15 protein-coding genes and 1 pseudogene are annotated in these 14,719 nt (G+C 64.1%); 3 read left to right on the forward strand and 13 right to left on the reverse strand.

Going from position 1 to position 14,719, the window contains the following annotated elements; all coding sequences use genetic code 11:
• Positions 1-35: 35 nt before the first annotated feature.
• Together Q0K17_RS07350 and Q0K17_RS07355 are read right to left on the reverse strand one after the other, a co-directional pair.
• Positions 36-203 carry a hypothetical protein gene (locus Q0K17_RS07350; RefSeq protein WP_294541553.1) on the reverse strand — a complete coding sequence of 56 codons (168 nt, stop codon included), beginning with the start codon at positions 201-203 and terminating at the stop codon, positions 36-38.
• Positions 204-241: 38 nt separating this feature from the next.
• Complete coding sequence (locus tag Q0K17_RS07355) at positions 242-484, reverse strand: hypothetical protein (RefSeq protein ID WP_294541555.1); 243 nt, start codon at positions 482-484, stop codon at positions 242-244.
• Between the two features lie 75 nt (positions 485-559).
• Between Q0K17_RS07355 and Q0K17_RS07360 the strand changes: the two genes are divergently transcribed.
• The 3 genes from Q0K17_RS07360 (at position 560) to Q0K17_RS07370 (ending at position 3,663) form a co-directional block, all read left to right on the forward strand.
• A complete protein-coding gene (locus Q0K17_RS07360; protein WP_294541558.1) occupies positions 560-1,009 on the forward strand; it encodes a hypothetical protein in 450 nt (149 codons plus the stop codon).
• Between the two features lie 284 nt (positions 1,010-1,293).
• On the forward strand, positions 1,294-2,988 hold the full coding sequence (locus tag Q0K17_RS07365) for a carbon starvation CstA family protein (RefSeq protein ID WP_294541561.1): 1,695 nt from the start codon (positions 1,294-1,296) through the stop codon (positions 2,986-2,988).
• A gap of 99 nt (positions 2,989-3,087) precedes the next feature.
• Complete coding sequence (locus Q0K17_RS07370) at positions 3,088-3,663, forward strand: YcxB family protein (RefSeq protein ID WP_294541569.1); 576 nt, start codon at positions 3,088-3,090, stop codon at positions 3,661-3,663.
• An 80-nt stretch (positions 3,664-3,743) separates the two neighbouring features.
• Here the strand turns inward: Q0K17_RS07370 and argF are convergent, their stop codons facing one another.
• The 11 genes and pseudogenes from argF to Q0K17_RS07425 form a co-directional block, all read right to left on the reverse strand.
• Entirely contained in the window at positions 3,744-4,739 is a 996-nt protein-coding gene (argF, locus tag Q0K17_RS07375; protein ID WP_294541579.1) for an ornithine carbamoyltransferase, read from the reverse strand.
• Positions 4,740-4,875: 136 nt separating this feature from the next.
• Complete coding sequence (locus Q0K17_RS07380; protein WP_294541584.1) at positions 4,876-5,166, reverse strand: hypothetical protein; 291 nt, start codon at positions 5,164-5,166, stop codon at positions 4,876-4,878.
• Positions 5,167-5,267: 101 nt separating this feature from the next.
• Positions 5,268-5,630: a DUF2304 domain-containing protein gene (locus Q0K17_RS07385; protein WP_294541586.1), complete on the reverse strand. Its 363-nt coding sequence runs from the start codon at positions 5,628-5,630 to the stop codon at positions 5,268-5,270.
• A gap of 1 nt (position 5,631) precedes the next feature.
• On the reverse strand, positions 5,632-6,351 hold the full coding sequence (locus Q0K17_RS07390; RefSeq protein ID WP_294541588.1) for a glycosyltransferase family 2 protein: 720 nt from the start codon (positions 6,349-6,351) through the stop codon (positions 5,632-5,634).
• 23 nt (positions 6,352-6,374) lie between these two features.
• Positions 6,375-7,520, reverse strand: a complete 1,146-nt coding sequence (locus tag Q0K17_RS07395) for a glycosyltransferase family 4 protein (protein WP_294541591.1) — start codon at positions 7,518-7,520, stop codon at positions 6,375-6,377.
• A 16-nt stretch (positions 7,521-7,536) separates the two neighbouring features.
• On the reverse strand, positions 7,537-10,182 hold the full coding sequence (locus Q0K17_RS07400) for a DUF2142 domain-containing protein (protein WP_294541593.1): 2,646 nt from the start codon (positions 10,180-10,182) through the stop codon (positions 7,537-7,539).
• Positions 10,179-10,703: an HAD-IIIA family hydrolase gene (locus tag Q0K17_RS07405; RefSeq protein ID WP_294541596.1), complete on the reverse strand. Its 525-nt coding sequence runs from the start codon at positions 10,701-10,703 to the stop codon at positions 10,179-10,181. Before Q0K17_RS07405 ends, Q0K17_RS07400 begins: the two co-directional genes overlap by 4 nt.
• A gap of 14 nt (positions 10,704-10,717) precedes the next feature.
• Complete coding sequence (locus Q0K17_RS07410) at positions 10,718-12,292, reverse strand: aldolase catalytic domain-containing protein (RefSeq protein WP_294541599.1); 1,575 nt, start codon at positions 12,290-12,292, stop codon at positions 10,718-10,720.
• 22 nt (positions 12,293-12,314) lie between these two features.
• Positions 12,315-13,043, reverse strand: a complete 729-nt coding sequence (locus Q0K17_RS07415) for a 3-deoxy-manno-octulosonate cytidylyltransferase (protein ID WP_294541602.1) — start codon at positions 13,041-13,043, stop codon at positions 12,315-12,317.
• Between the two features lie 18 nt (positions 13,044-13,061).
• On the reverse strand, positions 13,062-14,057 hold the full coding sequence (locus tag Q0K17_RS07420; protein ID WP_294541604.1) for a glycosyltransferase family 52: 996 nt from the start codon (positions 14,055-14,057) through the stop codon (positions 13,062-13,064).
• A gap of 2 nt (positions 14,058-14,059) precedes the next feature.
• Positions 14,060-14,719, reverse strand: a pseudogene (locus Q0K17_RS07425) (ABC transporter ATP-binding protein); the annotation flags it as partial.

Genomic DNA, 14,719 nt, shown 5'->3' on the forward strand with positions numbered 1-14,719 from the left:
TCAGTGGGCTTTCTGCCGCCTGCAGCACGGGCTGCTCACACCTTCACCGTCCCATTCTGATAACAGTAGACCCCCTGTTCTTCGGAGCCCCCGCTCCCGCTGCCCCGGGGCAAAAGGCCCCGGCCCGCCATCTGCAGCAGCAGTGCCAGGACCAGGGTGCCTGCCGCCAGAAATGCCAGGGACAGTATCTTTGCGTTTTTCATCCTGGACTCTCCTTTCCGGAATGCTTCCGGCGGAACAGTCATTTCATGCCCATCACATTCTGCCCGGACTTCATACGGGCCTGTCCGGCCAGGATCTCCCCGTCGGTGCTGCCGCCGTCCCCGGGACGGGGCGTATCGGGATTGAAGTTCTCGCTGGCCTTGCGCTCGGGGATGTCCCCCCGCAGCTGCCGCTTGGCATCAATTTTGGCCAGCACACGGGGCACCACCGGCACCAGGATCACCACTACCAGGACCACGATCAGCCATTGCCATGCCTGCATACATCATTCCTCCTTCGCGGAAAACAGGATAGTTTTTCTTGATTATACTATAATAGTCCTCACTTTTGGCCGTCAATGGGCCGACTGCACAACAAACACCTTGCCGGATTGGCCATTATCACAGGTTCCGGCGTCGCCGGCGCCTGCATACGACTGCATAAATACACAGTTTCCCGCCCCTTCCGTTTTGCCCCGCCGCTGCCGGGAAGCCTTTGTTTGTACTGTTTTTGGGACAGTAATCTTTCCTTTATTCACAATTTGTCCAAATTTTCCTGTCAAAATTCCGTCCAGCCCCGCTTTTTCGCCGAACTTCAGCGGATTGAATTGACATTTCGGGACAATGGGTATAAATTAATAGACAGTTTCATCAGTCAAATGCGACGAACAGGACATGACCCTTTTGCTCACCGCTTTCAGAAAGCCGCCGGTTGTGCGAGGCGGCAGCAAGGCGCGGAGGGGTTCTCACCTGCAAGCAGCCTGCGTGAAGGCGTACCCCTGGCCGGAAGGGCCGGGATCGCTGCGTAATTCAGGCCGGAATCCCACCGTTACCAGGGAGCGCGGGGGCAATGCCGGGTGCACCGTATTCCCTGCGGCAGAGTGGCCGTTTTTGTGCGAAAGCGGCAAGCAAAGTGGTAACGCGGAAGCCTGCAGGGGGCCAGAATCCCCCGGAACAATCGGAATGCAAGCCTTCGTCTTTGCAACCTTCACAGGAAACTGTGGGGAAGCAGAGACGGGGGCTTTTTTCATATCCCGTCCGCCGCATTTGGCTGCTGAGACCTGCAAAACCAAAAAGAGGAAGGAATTTTTTTATGAACACACTCGTGATCGTTCTCGTCGCTGCGGTGTGCCTGGTCGCGGCTTACACGCTCTACGGCCGCTGGATCGCCCGCACCTGGGGCATTGACGAAAACGCCAAGACCCCGGCCGTGGTCAAAAACGACGGCAAGGACTACGTCCCCACCGACGGCTGGACCGTTTTCAGCCACCAGTTCTCCTCCATCGCGGGCGCAGGCCCCGTCACCGGTGCCATTCAGGCGGCGGTGTTCGGCTGGGTGCCGGTGCTGCTGTGGATCCTCATCGGCGGCGTGTTCTTCGGCGCGGTCACCGACTTCGGTGCCCTGTACGCCAGCGTGAAGAACGAAGGCAAATCCATGGGCCTGCTGATCGAGAAGTACATCGGCAAGACCGGCCGCAAGCTGTTCCTGCTGTTCAGCTGGCTGTTCTGCGGTCTGGTCATTGCGGCCTTTGCCGACATGGTGGCCGGCACCTTCAACGCCTATGACACCGAAGGCGCCCTGGTGGCTGCCGCCCAGACCAACGGCGCTGCGGGCAGCATCTCCCTGTTCTTCATCGTCTTTGCCATCCTGTTCGGCCTGCTGCAGCGCCGCCTGCACCTGACCGGCTGGAAGGAAGGCGCCGTGGGCCTGGTCTTCACCATCGCTTCTCTGGCTCTGGGCATGGTCCTGCCCTTCATCGCCAACAAGGACACCTGGATCTACATCACCTTTGTGTACATCTTCTTTACCGCCGTGCTGCCCATGTGGCTGCTGAAGCAGCCCCGTGACGCCATGACCACCTTCATGTTCATCGGCATGATCGCCGGTGCGGTGGTCGGCCTGCTGGTGGCCCATCCGTCCATGAACCTGCCCGCCTACACCGGCTTCCACAATGACAGCCTGGGCGACCTGTTCCCCATCCTGTTCGTCACCGTGGCCTGCGGCGCCGTTTCCGGCTTCCACAGCCTGGTGTCCAGCGGCACCTCCTCCAAGACGGTGGAAAATGAAAAGGATATGCTGAAGGTCGGCTACGGCGCCATGGTGCTGGAAAGCCTGCTGGCCGTGCTGGCCCTGTGCGTGGCCGGCGCTGCCGCCGCCGCGGACGGTACCCCTGCCGCCGGCACCCCCTTCCAGATCTTCAGCTCCGGCGTGGCCGGTTTCTTTGAGATGTTCGGCGTGCCCGTGTATGTGGCCCAGTGCTTCATGACCATGTGCGTGTCCGCCCTGGCCCTGACCAGCCTGGACGCTGTCTCCCGTATCGGCCGTATGAGCCTGCAGGAACTGCTGTCCGTGGACGACATGAAGAACGCCGCCCCCTGGCGCAAGTTCTTCTGCAACACCTATGTGTCCACCATCATCACCCTGGTGTACGGCTTCATCCTGGCCAAGATCGGCTATGCCAACATCTGGCCCCTGTTCGGCGCCGCCAACCAGCTGCTGTCCGCCCTGGTGCTGGTCACCCTGTGCGTCTTCCTGAAGGTCACCGGCCGCAGCAACAAGATGCTGTTCCCGCCGCTGATCATCATGCTCTGCGTCACCTTCACCGCGCTGGTGCAGCGCCTGATCGCCATGATCCAGGCTTACCAGGCCGGCAGCGCCACCTTCCTGGTGGAAGGCCTGCAGCTGATCCTGGCTGTGCTGCTCATCGCCCTGGGCTTGACCATCGTCATCAACTCTCTGCGCGCCTACTTTGCGGCCCGCAAGAACAGCGAAACCACCGCTGCCTGATCCATACGGCACAAACGCGCCGGGACCTTCCCTTTCCGGGGAGCGCCCCGGCGCTTTTTTGTCCGGCTTGCGCCGGATGCGGGGCCGTGCTACAATGGAATGCAGAACACGACCAAGGAGGAATCCCCCATGCCCCGCACCATCACCGTGCCCGTTGAGATGACCGCCGACCGGTTCCGGGCGTTCGCCCGCTTTGACGCTTTCCGCCACCAGAAACGCTGGCGGCGGCCGCTGGTCTTTGCGGTGGTCATGGTCGCCCTGGCCTGCCTGTGCTTTTTCCGGGCCGGACAGCAGCACGGGGCGGTGATCCTGGGCGTATTGCTGGCGGTGGTGGGCCTGGGCCTGCCGGCCGCCTATGTGGGCGGGTTTCTCCATTCGGTGAATCAGCAGGTGAAGCAGATGGGCCTGACCCGTCCCCGCACCGCGTACCGGGTGGAACTGGGGCCGGACGGCATCACGGTGCATGTTCCCGGCCGCCAGCAGAAAGCCGCCGACACCACCGCCGCCTGGGCCAATGTGTGGGGCGTATACCGCACGGCAGGGGCCTTTTACCTGTATGTGCGGGCCGATCTGGCCTACATCCTGCCGGAGGACCAGGTCCGGGGCGGCGCCGACGCCCTGTGGGCGCTGTGCACCCGGATGCTGCCCCCCGCCAAATGCCACGACTGCCGCTGAGTTCCCTGTATTATAATAAGGAAGGCCCGTTCCCTGCCGCAGAGGGAACGGGCCTTTTTTATATGCTGCTGCGGGCGGATTCAGGCGCCCAGGGTGGCGGCCATGACAGCCTTGATGGTGTGCATCCGGTTCTCCGCTTCCTGGAACACCACCGACTGGGGCCCTTCAAAGACCTCATCGGTGACTTCCATCTCGGCGCGGCCGAATTTTTCGCCCATCTCCTTGCCGATGGCCGTCTTGTGGTCATGGTAGGCGGGCAGGCAGTGCATGAACACCGCCTGGGGACCGGCCTTGGCCATGAGTTCGCCGTTGACCTGGTAGGGGGCCAGGGCCTCGATGCGCTCGGCCCACACTTCCACCGGCTCGCCCATGCTCACCCACACATCGGTGTACACCGCATCGGCGCCTTTGACGCCGTCGGTGTCCTCGGTGAGGGTGATGGTGGCGCCGGTCTCGGCGGCAATGGTCCGGCACTTTTCCACCAGTTCGGGGGCCGGCCAGTAGGCCTTGGGGGCGCAGGCCACAAAATGCAGCCCCATCTTGGCGCAGCCGATCATGAGGGAATTGCCCATGTTGTACCGGGCATCCCCCATGTACGCCAGGGTCAGCCCTTTCAGATGGCCGAAATGCTCCTGCAGGGTCAGAAAATCCGCCAGGATCTGGGTGGGATGGAATTCATTGGTCAGGCCGTTCCACACCGGCACGCCGGCGTATCTGGCCAGTTCCTCCACGATGGACTGGCCGTAGCCCCGGTACTCGATGCCCTCAAACATGGAGCCCAGCACCCGGGCGGTGTCGGCGATGGATTCCTTTTTGCCGATCTGGCTGCCGGTGGGGTCCAGGTAGGTGGTGCCCATGCCCAAATCGTGGGCCGCCACCTCAAAGCTGCAGCGGGTGCGGGTGGAGGTCTTTTCAAAGATCAGGGCCACGTTCTTGCCCCGCAGGGTGTCGTGGGGGATGCCCGCCTTCTTTTTGGCTTTCAGCTCTGCCGCCAGGGAAAGCAGGCTGCCGATTTCTTCGGGGGTGAAATCCAGCAGGGTCAGAAAGTTCCGGCCCTTGAGTTCGCAATGCGCCATCGTGGAACGCTCCTTTGTATATACTGCATAAATTTACAAGATTCGTGTATTATTATACGCCCATATCCGAAGAAATGCAAGTCCCGGGGCATAAAAAAGCCGCCGGGAAAGATCCCGGCGGAGCGCTTTTCTGGGTTTATTTGTTTTCCTTGAGCTGGCCGCGCAGCATGATGTCGCCGAAGGACAGGGCGTTGAACAGGCCCACCTTGTTGGCCTGCCGGACGATCCGTTCGGGCAGGGGCTTGGAGTCATCGGTGGAGAGCAGGATGATGTGGACCTTGTCGGCCACATCGATGCCGTTTTCCTTCTTGGTGGTCAGGATCTGCAGGTAGACGATATACGCATCGGTCATGTTGCCGTAGTAGATATCGTTGCCGCAGCGCACCAGCGGGCGGCCTTTATAGGTCAGCTGAGGGGTAAAAGCCATCGGAATACCTTCTTTCACTGGGGATATGGGATACAAAACGCCATTTTGTATTTTTTGATGATACTAAGTCAGTATACCATAAATACCGGGCGGTGACAAGGTCACAAGTCCAATTTCTCCCGCTCCACCTTTTCCCGGTCCAGGGCCACCTGTTCGGTGAGGATGCGCAGGCGGGAGTCCATCTGGCTGATGCGGATGGACAAAAAGAACTGTTTGGCCAGCAGCAGGAAGATGATGACGATATACACAAAGTTGATGGGGCTCTGGAAGCCCAGCAGCCGGGACGCCCAGTAGGCGATGCCGGGGAAGATGGCCAGCACCAGCAGCACCACGCTGAACAGCAGCCAGAAGATGGTGTCCTCGATCTGGACCTTGGCGCGGCGTACCCGCATGAGCACATACAAAGCGGTGACCAGGCTGCCCACGATCAGGCAGACCCGGATGATCATTTGGTCGAACAGCATCTCACAGGCTCCTTTCCGGATAGGGGGTTTCGGTGTCGCGTTTGCGGAACCACTGGATCAGCAGGATGGAAATGGCCATCTTGACCATATACTGCACGCTCTTGTAGAAGGTGAGGTAACTCTGGCCGGCGGTGCGCTCCCCCATCTCCACCTGGACTTCCCTGACCACCGCGCCGTTCTTGATGAGGTAGCTGATGGTGTCGGGTTCAGGGCCGTAGTTCAGGTTCTGGGCGAATTCCTCCACCATGGCGCGGTTGAACAGCCGCATGCCGGAGGTGGGGTCGCAGATGGCCCGGCCGGTGGTCAGCCGGATGGCCCAGCTGATGATATAGCTGCCCAGCATGCGCAGGGTCTTGGGCTTTTTCACCGTGAGGAACCGGCTGCCGATGACGATGTCCGCCCCGTCTTCCAGGGCTTCCAGCATGGGGGCGATATATTCCGGCTTGTGCTGGCCGTCTGCGTCCAGCTGGATGGCGCAGTCGTAGCCGTTTTCGGCGGCGTAGCGCAGCCCGGTCTGGAAGGCGCCGGCCAGTCCCAGGTTCACCGGCAGGTCAATGAGCCGGAAGCCGCGGGCCCGGCAGATGGCCGCCGTGTGGTCCCGGCTGCCGTCATTGACCACCACATAATCATATTGGGGATAGTTTTTCGCCAGGTTTCCCACGACTTTTTCAATGTTGGCTTCCTCGTTGTAAGCGGGGATGACAATGAGCAATCTTGCCATATCTGCTCCTTTTCGGGCGGGGTTCAGTCCCCGGCCCGTTCCTTGGTTTTTTCCTGTGCGATCGCCATTATTCTAGCAAAGACCGCATCCCATGTAAAGTGGGCGCACAGGTTGCTGCGGGCGGCCCGGGCCTTTTCGCGGGCGGTGTCCGGGTCGTCCAGCAGGGTCTTCAGCGCGGCGCGGATGGTCTGCGGGCTCGTATCTTCCAGCAGGGTGCCGTATGCCGGCCCGGGCAGCAGTTCCTCGGTGCCGGCGGTGGGGGTGCACAGGATGGGGCATCCGCAGGCCGCCGCTTCCAGCAGGGTGGTGGGGAAGCCTTCGGCGTACCGGGTGGGCAGGCAGTAGACGTCCGCCTGGTTCAGCAGCTGCACCACCATCCGGTGGGGCACCGCCCCGGCGGCCACCGCCCCCAGTTCCTGCAGCCGGCTGCGGTCGGGGCCGTCCCCCGCCGCCACCAGCACGGTGCCGGGAAGTCCCTGCACCGCCTCCGCCAGGGCCGCCGCCCCTTTTTCGGGGATGAGGCGTCCCACGAACAGCACCAGCCGGGTATCTGCAGAGAGCCCCAGCCTGGTCCGCCAGTCCATGGGCCGCTGGGCAGCTTCCCGCTGCAGGGCCTCCGGGTCCACGGCGTTGGGCAGGCAGCCCTTGGCCGTGATGCCGAAGGTCTTCAGCCACCGGCACACCGCCGCAGACACCCCGTAGAAGTCCGGTCCGGTGCGGCGGATCAGCCCGCAGGCCAGCTGTTCATACAGCCGCCCCGCCAGCCCCACCGCGCCGCCGCCCACCGGCATGTAGCCGGTGGAATGGTCGATGACGATGGCCGGCACCCCATGGCGGCGGGCCGCCCGGGCTGCCAGGATGCTCTGGGTATACATGCGGGTCTGGATCACGCAGAAATCCGGGTTCCTCTCTTCCATGGCCCGTTCCAGGGCAGCCGCCCCCGCGGGGCGCACCACCGGGAACCGGCCTTTCATCACCGGCCACACCGGCAGGCGGATGATCTCGATGCCGTCGGGGTCGGTCTCCCGGTCCGGCAGACCGGGCAGGGCGCTGGTCACCACCACCGCCCGGTGTCCGGCGCGCACGGTGCGCAGGGCCAGATTCCAGGTATACCGCTCCACCCCGCCCACCGTGGGCAGGTACTGGGCGGAAAAGAACAGGATGGTCACAGCAGCCTCCTCCGGGTCATCGGGCAAGGATGACCAGCATAATGTTCAAAAGCACGCCGAAATTCACCGCGCACAGACCGCAGACCAGCTGGGTGGCGGCGGTGTCGGCGTCGGCGGCCAGGATGCGCCGGGGGGCGCAGACCAGCAGCGCCAGGGGCAGCACCGGCAGCAGATACCGCCCCTGCAGCCCGTAGACGGTCTGGTAATAGGTGGGGGTCCAGACGATGCACCCGGCCAGGGCCAGGGCGCAGCAGACCAGCACCGCCCCCACGCACCAGGCCCGGTAATGGCCGGCGGGCAGGCGGTCGTATTCGGTGTCCCGGCGGGCGGGCAGCGCCGCAAACAGCAGCAGGCCGTACAGCGCCAGCACCCAGCCCCAGGCCAGTTCCACCGAATTATAACTCAGCAGGCCGCCCACCAGTCCCCGCAGATAGTCGTCGGTGTTGGTCACAGCGGTGCGCACCACCAGCAGCAGGGTGTCGGGCAGATGGGTCAGCACATAGCCCGGGGTGTAGGTGATCTGGTCCTCGGGGGCGGCCACGCTCTGGGTGGACCGCACCGCCCGGGCTTCCTCCACCCGCTGCACCAGGAGCTGCCGGTCCAGGGGGTAGTGTTCCGCATCTTCCATGCCGATGGTCACCCCGCAGGCGGTGAGCTCGTTGACGCCCTGGTCCTCGGTGTAGCAGGCCTTGAACAGGTTCACCCGGCTCTGGTCCCTGAGCACACCCCAGGTCCAGTCGTTGACCGCCTGTTTGCCGAAATAGGTCAGGGTCACGGCCCGGATAAAGTCTTCATCGGTGTAGGTGTTCTGCTCCATGGCGTCGGGGCTGAAGAAGAAGCTCTGGCCCAGTTCGGCGGCGCTCACGTCCCCGTCCACCAGGGCCTGGGCCCAGAATTCCACCTCGCTGTCCGCCACATCCGGACACAGGCCGCAGTAGAACACCCGGCGCACAAAGGCTTCGGGGCTGTGTTCCAGGTACTGGGCGGGGATGGCATCCAGATAGGACCGCAGCGGGCTGGCCGGGTCATCGGCCTGCGCCGTTTCGGCGGTGGCATCGCCGGCCTGGGGGGCGCCGTGGGCTTCCGGGGTCAGCGCCGCAGCGGCGTCCGCCTGGGCGGCGTCTGCGGTTTCCGCGGCGGCAGAGACCGTCTCGGTGCTGTCGCTGTGCAGCAGGCCGGTGAGCATGGCGCCGTTCAGGGCCAGGGCCAGGGCGCAGCAGGCGGCCAGATACACCGCCTTTTTCACCCGGGCCCGGGCTCCCAGGCGGGCATTGGGGATGAGCAGGAACAGCGCCGCCAGGGGCAGGTACACCAGCTTGGCGGGGGCCAGCAGCACCCCGGCCGCCCCCAGCCCCACCAGATGGGGCAGGGTGACGGGATGGCCCTCATCCGCAAAGACCGCCTGCATGCACAGGGAGGTAAAGACGAAGGCCAGCCCCAGCAGCAGGGCGTCCCGGCTGAAGGAGGCGGCCAGGTGCAGGGTCATGGGCAGCAGGGCCGCCGCCGCAAACACCCGCCGCCCGAAGGGGGCGAACCGCACGGCCAGGGAGGCCAGCACCGCAAAGGCCAGCAGATTGGCCAGCCGCCCCAGCATGAGCACCGGCACAAAGCCCAGGTGCAGCACAAAGCCCAGGAACACCGCCGCCGCGCTGATGACATACAGGGTGGGGTTGCGGTCGGTCTGGTATTCTTCCAGCTGGGTGTGGCTGTCAAAGCTGTCGGGAGAGAGGGTCAGAAGATTTTCGGACAGTTCCTGCCAGGTGAAAACGGTGGTGTTTTCGTCCTGGAGCAGGGCGTTCACATCGTGTTCCCGGCGGTAGCTCATATCGATGGGCACGTTGCCCATCCGCCAGTCCTCGTCGCTGAAGAAGTTGGCCCAGCGGCAGGCCAGGGTGAAGGACTGGTTGATGTGGTATTTTTCATCGGGGGCGGAATAGGGCGGCAGCACCACGCTGTACAATAGGCCGAAGGCCACCGTCAGCACCAGCACCAGCCGGTGCAGGGGCATGCGGCGGCGCAGGGCCGTGCGCACCCCGAAAAAGACCAGCAGGGCGGCCAGCACCGCCACCCCCAGGAAGAACCGGTCCAGGAATCCGCCGATGGTGCGGTAGGTGACAATGAGGGACAGGGTGGCATCCTGTTCCTGTCCGGCGAAGGTGTAGCTTTCCTCCCACAGGGCGGTGCCGTCGGAGGTGCCCACGCACAGCCGCCCGGTGCCGGTGTATTCAGGGGTCAGGGTCAGGCAGTAATGCCCGCCCAGCTTGCCCGCCACCGCGTGGTCCAGGCCCAGGCCGGTGTACTGCCCGGGCACGATCAGGCTCATGTCCCCCCAGGAGGTGGCCAGCACCTCGCCGGTGTCGGCGTCGGTGAGGGTCACGTTCAGGGTGCCGGCGGGCTGTTCCCCGCTGGTGCCGAAGACCACCGCCACCGCCAGCAGGTCCTCCTCATAGGAGAAGGTCTGGCTGACGCTCTGGCCCTCCTCAAGGGGAGCGCTCATGAGGGTGTAGTCGTCGCTGATCTTCTGGGACAGGCTCTTCTGGGTGTTGCCCCGGACCACAGCCAGCCACAGTCCGGCGGCCACCGCCAGACAGAGGAGCAGCGCTCCCAGGGCCAGCACCGTGGGGCGGTGGGCCTGCATCAGTTTGCGCAGTTTGCCGGTCATACAGGGTTCTCCCTTTTCGTTTCAATGCCGAAAGCCCGGTGCAGGGCCTGGTCCAGACGGCCTTCCCGGCCCAGGAATGCCTCAATGGCTTCCCGCACGGCCCCTTCGCCGCCTTTTCTTTTGCCCACAAAGTCCGCCCGGGCGGCCACGGCGGCCGCCGCGTCGGCGGGGCAGGCCACAAAGCCGCACAGGGCCATGGCGGGCAGGTCGTTCCAGTCGTCCCCGCAGTAGGCCACTTCCTCCCGGGAAAGGCCGTGCTCCGCCATGAAATCCCGCAGGAAGGCGGCCTTGTCCTTCACGTTCTGGAACACATAGTCGATGTGCAGGTCGGCGGCACGGCGGCGCACCGCCTCGCACTCCCGCCCGGTGCAGATCATCACCTGCACCCCGGCGGCCCGGGCGGCCACGATGCCCGCCCCGTCCTTGATGGCAAATTTTTTCAGTTCGTTTCCGGTGGCGTCATAGTAGACGCCGCCGTCGGTCATGGTCCCGTCCACGTCCAGCACCAGCAGTTTGATCATGGCAAGTCTCCGGTTCAGGCGTTCATCAGTTTGGCGTACTCGCTGGGGGTGACAAAGCCGATGGGCAGCCCCCCGGCCTGGATGGCCCGCAGCGCCGCCGCCACCTGGGCGTTGTAGGCGGCGCCCCGGTCGGTGTGGGTGTGCAGCCGGCCCTCGGCGTAGGCGTTCTCCCCTTCCCGGTAGCCGTCGGCCCCGGCCAGCAAAGCCTGGGAGGCCCCGCACAGCCGCAGCAGCCGCAGCAGCATGAGCACGCTGTTGCCCGCCGGGGCATCAGCGGCGCACAGCCGGTCATAGTTGACGGTGAGGGGGTTGTCGGTGCGCAGGTTGCTGGTGAGCACCGCAGGGCAGGGCAGGCTGGCGGCGTCGATCTTGTCGTACCGCTTGCTGGAGGAGAAGAAGGCATAGTCCGGGGTGCAGAACTCCGGGCAGAAGTTGGCGGAGATCACCACGTCCGCCCCGGCCTTGCCCGCGGCCACCTGGCCTTCGGGGGTGCCCAGGGTGGCGCCGGGGGCCAGCACCAGCACCTTCTTGCCCGCCAGGGCGGCGCGCAGGGTGTCCAGGGCGGCGGTATCGTCGATGCGGCGGCTCTGGTAGTCCCGGTACAGGCCGTCGGCGTAGGCGGCGTCAAAGACAGTGGCCTTGGACCGGTCCAGCCCTGCCAGGATGTGGTTGATGTCCCGGTTGGTCAGATCCCCTTTTCCCAGGAAATGCTCGGCGTAGTTGCGGTGCAGGTTGTACCGGGCGGAGAGGAAGTAGGCCGGGGTGTAGCCCCACTGGGTCTCCCCTTTCAGGGGGGCGATGTGGTCCTGGATGGCGTCCATGAGCTCGTCGATGTCGTAGCCCATGCCCAGGGTGTCGTTCATATAGTCGGCCACCAGCTCGATGGGCAGGTTGCCGGGGATGCGGCCCATGCCCAGCAGGCTGGCGTCCACGGTGGTGTCCCGCAGCAGGTGCTTGTCCAGGAATTCCTGGGCCAGACAGAAGCTCAGGGCCATGTTCTCGTGCAGATGCAGCCCCACCCGGATATCCGGGTCCAGGTTGTGGTCCACCAGGCTGACGATCCGTTCCAGGTCCCGGCGGCGCATGCTGCCGAAGGTGTCCACGATGGAGAACTGGTAGGGATGGATGGCATTCACCTGGTCCAGGATCCACAGGATGTCCTTGTCCGCATAGCCCATGATGTTGATGGGGTTGATGGACAGCTTGTATCCCCGGGCCTTGACCTCCCGGGCGAAGTCCATGCCTTCCCGGATGTCGTAGTCGTGGGCGGTGATGCGGATGAGCTCGATGCCGTGGCCCTCGTAGGGGGAGAGCTGGGAGATATCGTAGTTGGAGCGCATGGCCATGCCGGTATACATGGTGTGGCCGGTGTGCTCCGGCAGCAGGCGGTTCAGCTCCTCGATGGTGCGGCAGACGGTCACATCGGGGTCATACTTGTCCACATTGCGCAGGAAGCCCACTTCCACCATGTCCACCCCGGCGCGGGTCAGGGTGGCGATGATGTCACGGGCGGCGGAGAATCCCCAGCGCCAGTTGTTCACATACCCGCCGTCGCGCAGGGTGCAGTCCAGCAGTTTGGTGTTTGCCATAACAAAGTACCTCGTTGTTGTTTCAGTTGGTTTCGGAAAGGGTGCGGCGGACCAGGTCCAGGTCCTTGGGGGTATCCACGCTCACCGTCTTGTACGGGCTCTTGATGGCATGCACCTTGTGCCCGTGCTCGATGAAGCGCATCATATCGTTTTCCTCCGCCAGTTCCAGGGCGGATTTGGGGGTGTCGTGGTAGAACTGCAGGGCCTTGCGGCTGTACAGCTGGATGCCGGTGACCTTCTCGTACTCAAAGTCCAGGGTCCCTTTGGGGTACGGGATGGGGCTGCGGGAGATCATGAGGATCTCCCGGTCGGCGTTGGTGACCACCTTCTGGTTGGAGAAGTCCACCACGTCCGCCGGGTGGGTCATCACGTTGGTGAGCACCGCCACATAGTAGGGGTCCTGGGGCAGACTTTCGGGCAGGATCAGGTCGAAGGCCTTCACGTTGATGAGGGGTTCGTCCCCCATGACCTGCAGGTAGAGATCGGCTTCCAGTCTGGTGGAGACCTCCCAGATGCGCCCGGTGGGGGTGTCGTGGTCGGGGCTGGTCATCAGGCAGTTCATGCCGTAGGTCCTGCAGGCGGCTTCGATGCGCTCGTCGTCGGTGGCAATGACCACATCGGACAGGGCGGCGCATTTCTTGGCTTCGTTGTACACCCACCAGATCATGGGTTTGCCCAGAATACCGGCCAGAGGCTTTCCCGGCATGCGGGAGCTCTGGTAGCGGGCGGGAATGACGGCAACGGTTTTCATGATAAAACGCGACCTTTCTCATTCAGTTTGGGCAGACTGGGCGGCGGCAAGAGCCCTGGCGTCGTCCAGGGAGACGAAGATGTTTTCCTGGGCGGCGGTAAAGCCCCGCAGCACCCAGCTCTGCACCGTGACCGCCCGACGGAATTTACCGGGCAGGCAGAAGTTCAGCACCTCGCTGGGCATGGTACGTTCCAGCACGGTGGCACCGGGGAAGAGCGCCGCATAGTCGGTGTCGTCCCGGGGATGGGTCTTGATGAAAAGCGGCCCGGTGGTATATTTTTGGGCCACCGCTCTGAAGATGGCATCCTGTTGGGCCTGGTCCATGAGCCCGTCCTGCACAAAGCTGCGGGGCAAAAGCAGGGTAGCTCCGGCGTAGGTGGCCGGGTCTTCGGGCAAAGGCCGGGAGACAAACACCCGGCGCACGGCGGCCTTTTCTTCCGCTGTCAGGTCAGCCAGCATCGCCCGGGCGCTGAACTTGCGCAGCTTTTCCCGGGGAAAGAGGGTGCACCGGTCCGGGTCCTCGCTCTCCACCGCGGCACAGGCGGGGCTGTCCCCCCAGTACAGGTAGGGACGGCGGGCAAAGTCCGCCGCGGCCCGCTGTTCGGTGAGCAGGTGCTGGTCGGTGTCCAGGGTGCCGCCCACCGTGTCCTCACACAGGGTATAGGGCGCGCCGCAGTCCTGGAGATACCGTCCGGCCACGCTCCAGTCGTTGCTGATGCGGATGGTGCCGTAGGCGTTCTTGTCCAGTTTCGGGCCCACCCCGGCCTTTTCATAGGCGCGGCGGTTGCGGAAATGTCCCAACGGTCCGGTGACGATGCCCTGCCACCGGGATTCGTGGAGCACGGCCGCCTCGCCAAAGGCGGCGTCCAGCTTGCCGGAAGCGGCCAGAGCGTCGGCGCCGGGGATCTGCTCACTGAGCCAGACGGCCTGACCGCCCCCCGCCCGCAGGGCCCGCACCAGGGCAATCAGCAGGTGGTAGGCGGTGTGGCAGATGTACAAATCGGGTTTTGCCATCTTCAAGCCTCCGCGGTGGTGCCCGTCACCTGGACCGGCGGGAAGTGGATGCGGCCCCAGCCGGCGGCCCATTCGGGCATGGACAGGTCGGCGCTGGTCACCTCAAAGGCGAACTCGGTCACCGGCTTGTCCAGGCAGACCGCCTGGGCCAGGGAGCCGTCAAAGACGTCCACATAGAAGAAATACTGACCCTCGCCCAGCAGGGACGGGTCAAAGGTGAAATCGGTGGTGTAGAGCTTGCCCGGTTCGGCGGGGCCCAGGTCCACCGGATGGGTGATGCCCACCGGGGTGGAATCCCGGAAATGCAGGTTCAGCTTCATGTTCACCCCGGAGAAGGGCTCCGCCACCCGCCAGGTGATGCGCACCCGCACCTTCTCGTTGTCCGCAAAGACGCTGGATTCCTTGTCCACAAAGTCCAGGGTCTCCAGCCGCAGCCGCTTGCCGGCGCTGCCGGTCATGCGGGACACATGGGTCAGGTCGTAGTGGACCACGTTCACGTCGGTGGTCTCCATATACACGGCGATGGCCTGTTCCACGTCCCCGTCAAAGATGACCTTGCCCTTGTCCAGCACGATGCACCGGGTACACAGCTGCCGGATGGTGGACATGTTGTGGCTGACGTACAGCACCGTGCGGCCCTCCTGGCCGGCCACGTCGCTCAT

The sequence above is a fragment of the uncultured Gemmiger sp. genome, assembly GCA_944388105.1.
GTDB lineage: Bacteria > Bacillota > Clostridia > Oscillospirales > Ruminococcaceae > Gemmiger.

Coding starts and splice junctions, on each gene's coding strand:
- Q0K17_RS07370 (WP_294541569.1), top strand. CDS start 3,088: ATGCAGAACACGACCAAGGAGGAATCCCCCATGCCCCGCACCATCACC.
- Q0K17_RS07380 (WP_294541584.1), bottom strand. CDS start 5,166: ATGGCTTTTACCCCTCAGCTGACCTATAAAGGCCGCCCGCTGGTGCGC.
- Q0K17_RS07365 (WP_294541561.1), top strand. CDS start 1,294: ATGAACACACTCGTGATCGTTCTCGTCGCTGCGGTGTGCCTGGTCGCG.
- argF (WP_294541579.1), bottom strand. CDS start 4,739: ATGGCGCATTGCGAACTCAAGGGCCGGAACTTTCTGACCCTGCTGGAT.
- Q0K17_RS07410 (WP_294541599.1), bottom strand. CDS start 12,292: ATGGCAAACACCAAACTGCTGGACTGCACCCTGCGCGACGGCGGGTAT.
- Q0K17_RS07415 (WP_294541602.1), bottom strand. CDS start 13,043: ATGAAAACCGTTGCCGTCATTCCCGCCCGCTACCAGAGCTCCCGCATG.
- Q0K17_RS07400 (WP_294541593.1), bottom strand. CDS start 10,182: ATGACCGGCAAACTGCGCAAACTGATGCAGGCCCACCGCCCCACGGTG.
- Q0K17_RS07420 (WP_294541604.1), bottom strand. CDS start 14,057: ATGGCAAAACCCGATTTGTACATCTGCCACACCGCCTACCACCTGCTG.
- Q0K17_RS07385 (WP_294541586.1), bottom strand. CDS start 5,630: ATGCTGTTCGACCAAATGATCATCCGGGTCTGCCTGATCGTGGGCAGC.
- Q0K17_RS07355 (WP_294541555.1), bottom strand. CDS start 484: ATGCAGGCATGGCAATGGCTGATCGTGGTCCTGGTAGTGGTGATCCTG.
- Q0K17_RS07390 (WP_294541588.1), bottom strand. CDS start 6,351: ATGGCAAGATTGCTCATTGTCATCCCCGCTTACAACGAGGAAGCCAAC.
- Q0K17_RS07350 (WP_294541553.1), bottom strand. CDS start 203: ATGAAAAACGCAAAGATACTGTCCCTGGCATTTCTGGCGGCAGGCACC.
- Q0K17_RS07360 (WP_294541558.1), top strand. CDS start 560: ATGGGCCGACTGCACAACAAACACCTTGCCGGATTGGCCATTATCACA.
- Q0K17_RS07405 (WP_294541596.1), bottom strand. CDS start 10,703: ATGATCAAACTGCTGGTGCTGGACGTGGACGGGACCATGACCGACGGC.